Below are 2616 nucleotides of genomic sequence, written 5' to 3' on the forward strand. Positions count from 1 at the left end.
TGGTATAGCACTTTAGTAAAAGCCTGTGAAACGGATACAGGCATTGGTTTTCAACCCAAATTAACTATGGTTAAAAGTAATGTTTATGAAACGAAAATAAATAACGTAGTAATTAAAAGAAAAAGACGGTATAGAAATTAATTGTACTTTTTTATGAAATAGAAATTATAATGGCAATAATCAATGCTATTAATATAAATTTCAATAAAAGTATAGTACGGTCCGATTTGTGGAACAATGTATTAATTTCTCGCTCTGTATCTTTCGTTTCTTTCTCTTTTAAGCGCTCATTTACCTTTTCTACATACGGAAGATCTTTTTCATGAAAAAAATATTCTGTAAACTTAGAGTCAGGTATTTCTCTTTTTACGAAATGAATCTGCTTTGTCTTCAACGAATTATCAAAGAAGCTTTCTGCTTCTGTATTTGTAAATAATTTAAAATAACGCTCTAATTTTACTTGCTTCATTATGCGGTCCGTGTACAATAAAGATAGTAAATACAATCTTATTTTCTATTTTTACCGAGAATCAATACGTATTCATGAACTATCGTTTTCCAAAAGAAGAAAAATTAAAAAGCAAAAAGTGTATTGAACTCCTTTTTAGCGAAGGAAATGCTGTGTCTAAATTTCCACTAAAACTCATCTATGTTGCAACCAATTTGCCTAAAGATGTGCCAATTCAGGCAGGAGTTTCTGTCACTAAAAGACGTTTTAAAAAAGCAGTAACGCGCAATCGGATTAAAAGATTAATGCGAGAAGCCTATCGTTTGCACAAAAATGACGTTTTTAACACAATATCAACATCCTATGCTTTTATGTTTTTGTATATTGGAAAGCAAGAACCAACTTTTGAAGAAATAGAAAAAGCGATGGTTCGACTGTTAGAAAAGTTTATTGAAAAAACAGACACAACAATTACCCCTGAAAAATAAAAACACATACGCTATCTTTCTAGCTAATAATGAAGTAAAAAGATGAAGAAACTATTCAAAAAACGAGTTATCATTCCTGTATTGGCAATCACACTTTTATTTGGTGCCGTAGGTTTTAAAAGTGATTTCTTTGAAATTGCAAAGCAAATTGAAATATTCACAACCATGTTTAAGCAATTGAACATGAATTATGTAGATGAAACAAATCCTGCTGAATTGATGGATGATGCCATCAAAGAAATGCTAAACGATTTAGATCCGTATACCAAATTCTACAACGAACAAGATGTAGAAGCGGCTAAAATTAGAAACGCTGGCGAATATTCAGGAATTGGTGCTTCTGTTCGTAGAAACAAAAATAAAATTACCATCATTGAGCCATATAAAGATTATCCTGCCGATAAAGCGGGATTAAAAGCCGGTGATGAAATTGTAAAAATTGGCGACATTGTCATTGCTAGTTTTAAAGAAGATACGGGCGAATTACTAAAAGGTGCTGCCAATAGCAAAGTAACAATTGTATACAAACGTCAAGGAAAAGAATACACAACCGAGCTAACTCGAAGTAAAATTGAAGTAGACGCGGTTCCTTTTTATAAAATGATTGATGACAAAACAGGATATATTGTTTTGGCTAAATTCAACAAAAAAGCAAGTGCACAAACCAAAGATGCGCTGGAAAGACTAAAAGAAAAAGGCGCAGAACGAATTGTATTAGACTTGCGTGGAAACCCTGGTGGATTGCTAAGAGAATCAATTTCGATTGTAAATTTATTTGTGCCAAAAGGCGAAGTGATAGTAACCACAAAATCGAAAGTAAAAAAATACAATAGAACCTACAAAACCAGAAAAAAACCAGTGGATACGGAAATTCCTTTAGTTGTTTTGGTAAATGGACGAAGTGCTTCTGCAAGTGAAATTGTTTCTGGAGCATTACAAGATTTAGACAGAGCTGTTGTTATTGGTGCACGTAGTTTTGGAAAAGGATTGGTACAACAACCTAAAAAACTAACGTACGGAACGCAATTAAAAGTAACAATATCAAGATATTACACACCTTCTGGTCGTTGTATTCAAGCGTTAGATTATTGGAATAGAGATGCCAATGGAAATGCAGTACGAACTGGAGAAGCTGACTATAACGCTTTTAAAACCAAAAAAGGAAGAACGGTATATGATGGTGGTGGAATTAATCCAGACATCGAAATTTCTTCACAAAAAACAAGTGACTTTACAAGATCGTTGATCGGAAACTTAGCTATTTTCAATTATGCCACGGAATTTTACAATCAAAATTCATTTGCTTCTATCAATGATTTTTCTGGTGATAATGTAAATTATGACGCGTTCAAACAAAACATAGCAGCTTCAGGAATGGATTTTTACGAAACCAATACTGAAAAAGAACTCAAAAAAATAATGAGCACAAAAGAAGCCACTGATTTTGGTAACAATGTTTCAAAAGAATACGGTGATTTATTAACGTCTATCAAACAAAGTAAAGTAGACGCTTTAGACACCTATAAATCACAAATTGAAGTAGAGCTTCAAAACGAAATATTAAAGCGTTATTTCTATCGTGAAGGCTTATATGAGTATCAATTAACAAACGATGAAGCCATTAAAGCAGCAACCGCTTTATTAGCAAACAAAAGTAAATACGACGGTATTTTAAACTAA

Annotated in this window: 3 protein-coding genes; 2 read left to right on the forward strand and 1 reads right to left on the reverse strand. The window is 32.6% G+C overall.

Annotation, left to right across the window (positions count from 1 at the left end; genetic code table 11):
• Window positions 1-151: 151 nt before the first annotated feature.
• Entirely contained in the window at window positions 152-469 is a 318-nt protein-coding gene (locus tag AB8B65_RS09935; protein WP_405300809.1) for a hypothetical protein, read from the reverse strand.
• 74 nt (window positions 470-543) lie between these two features.
• Here AB8B65_RS09935 and rnpA point away from each other — a divergent pair, with 74 nt between their 5' ends.
• Together rnpA and AB8B65_RS09945 are read left to right on the forward strand one after the other, a co-directional pair.
• Window positions 544-936 (forward strand): ribonuclease P protein component, encoded by a 393-nt coding sequence (gene rnpA / locus AB8B65_RS09940; RefSeq protein ID WP_405300810.1) that lies wholly within the window; start codon window positions 544-546, stop codon window positions 934-936.
• A gap of 42 nt (window positions 937-978) precedes the next feature.
• Window positions 979-2616 carry a S41 family peptidase gene (locus AB8B65_RS09945; RefSeq protein WP_405300811.1) on the forward strand — a complete coding sequence of 546 codons (1638 nt, stop codon included), beginning with the start codon at window positions 979-981 and terminating at the stop codon, window positions 2614-2616.

It is taken from the genome of Kordia sp. (genome assembly GCF_045105435.1).
Classification (GTDB): domain Bacteria; phylum Bacteroidota; class Bacteroidia; order Flavobacteriales; family Flavobacteriaceae; genus Kordia.